2 protein-coding genes are annotated in these 1,991 nt (G+C 69.5%); one reads left to right on the forward strand and one right to left on the reverse strand.

From position 1 onward, the window contains the following. The coding region (locus NT8_RS27975; protein WP_067976068.1) for an LVIVD repeat-containing protein at window positions 1-1,031 on the reverse strand (1,031 nt) is incomplete at its 3' end. Between the two features lie 249 nt (window positions 1,032-1,280). Here NT8_RS27975 and NT8_RS27980 point away from each other — a divergent pair. Next, the gene (locus NT8_RS27980) at window positions 1,281-1,979 is read left to right on the forward strand and encodes a DUF305 domain-containing protein (RefSeq protein ID WP_067976071.1); all 699 of its coding nucleotides are present in this window, start codon (window positions 1,281-1,283) and stop codon (window positions 1,977-1,979) included. The last annotated feature ends 12 nt before the right edge of the window (window positions 1,980-1,991 follow it).

Consider the following 1,991-nt stretch of genomic DNA (forward strand, 5'->3'; position numbering starts at 1 on the left):
TTCCGCTTGCCCTGGACGGTGTAGATGGCGTTGGCGCCCCGCTCCGGGCCGATCTCCTCGTTGCAGGTGGCCGCGCCGCCGCCGCCCAGCTCGTCGGTGAAGATGACCGTCCGGGCGTCGTTGGTGAACGTCGCCGAGTGCCAGAACGCGTAGTTCTCGTCGCGGACGGTCTCGGTCACCACCGGGTTCAGCGGGTCGCTGATGTCCATCAGCACGCCCTCGCCCATGCAGGCGCCGGCGGCGATGTCCTTGGCCGGGAACACGGTGATGTCGTGGCAGCCCTCGGTGGGCCGCAGCAGGCCCTCCTGGTCGTGGTTGCCGCCCTCGGGGAAGAGCACCGGCTTGGCCACGACCGCGGCGGAGGCCGGGTCGTCCTTGGGGACCTCGATGATGGAGATCTTGTCGTGCGGCGGCCGGCAGTTCGGGAAGCTCTCCGACGGCGCGTACGACGAGACGTAGATCAGGTCGCTGTCCTCGCCGGGCAGCAGCGTGTTGGTGTGCGAGCCGCAGTCGGTGCGGACGGCCGCGACGTACTCCGGGTTGGCCTTGTCGGAGATGTCGAAGATCCGCATGCCCTCGAAGGCGTCCGGGTCCTCGGCGGTGCTCTCGCCGGACCCGCACTCCTCGTTGACCTGCGGGTACTCGACCGAGTAGTAGAGCAGGTCGCCGCTGACCGACACGTCGCCCTGGCCGCCGGGGCACAGGACGGCGCTGGTGATCACGGGCTCGGCCGGGTCGGAGACGTCGTGGATGACGAACCCGTTGTAGTTGCCGACGATCACGTGGTCGCCGGTGAAGGCGAGGTCGGAGTTGCTGACGTCGAAGCCCTCGGGCTTGGGGAGGTTGGCGACGTGGTCGATGTTGTCGCTCTTGACGATCTGGTCGACCGGCGTCGGGGCGTCCGCGTTGGCCGCAGCGGGGGTGAGCAGGGCGGCACCGGCCATGACCGCCGCCGAGAGGGCGGCGAGGACGGCCGCGGAGGCTCCGCGCCGCGACGGGCGTCTCGTGGACGCCCGGGGGGATGTCGGCATGTGGGGGGTTCCTCCTAGGTCACACCGTCGAATCACAGAGAAGATACATACGCCTCCTAACGGGTGACTAGATGTGAAGGTCACATAAAGCCCAGAAGCCGACATTAACCCTGATCAATGGTCGGGAATACGCAGCGTGACACCGCCGGGAACAGCCGCATACTGGACAAACGACCGCCCGACTGAGTAGACAGACCCCCAGAGGCGGCACCGAAGCCCCTCACCGACCCCCGCGGAAGGAGCCCCCCGTTGCGCCACCGGGTACTGGCGGCGGGAGCCGCCCTGCTGCTCACCGGAGCCGCAGCCTGCTCCTCGGCCGACTCCGCCGACGGCCCGCCGGTGCTCGCGCCCGGCGCCCCCGGCGAGTCCGCGTCCCCCGCCTCGCAGGACCAGATCGACGCGGCCACCGCGTCCATCCGGCACAACGAGGCCGACGTCGAGTACGTGCTCATGATGATCGAGCACCACGGGCAGGCCATCGAGATGACCGACCTGGTCGAGGACCGGGTCGAAAACGAGGACCTGCGGCTGATCGCCGACCGCATCGGCGACGCCCAGGGCCCCGAGATCGAGGCCATGGAGGGCTGGCTCGACGTCAACGTGTACGGCCCGGCCGAGGAGAACCCCAACCACCAGGGCTTCTGCGCCGACGGCCCCGACGCCGAGGGCCACCACGGCGGCGGGGGCGAGTGCCCCGTCGACCTCGACCACGAGTCCATGCCGGGCATGGCCAGCCCCGAGGAGATGGACGAGCTGGAGGCCGCCGAGGGCGCCTCGTTCGACGAGCTGTTCGTCGAGCTGATGACCGCCCACCACGAGGGCGCGATCACCATGGCCGAGGAGGAGGTCGCCTCCGGCAAGCACCCCGAGGTGCTGAAGATGGCCGGCGACGTCATGGTGGAGCAGCAGGCCGACATCAACCGGATGGCCGAGGCCATGGGCGACTAGGGAGTGTTTTCT

The sequence above is a fragment of the Nocardiopsis trehalosi NBRC 14201 genome (assembly GCF_001552555.1).
Classification (GTDB): domain Bacteria; phylum Actinomycetota; class Actinomycetes; order Streptosporangiales; family Streptosporangiaceae; genus Nocardiopsis_B; species Nocardiopsis_B trehalosi.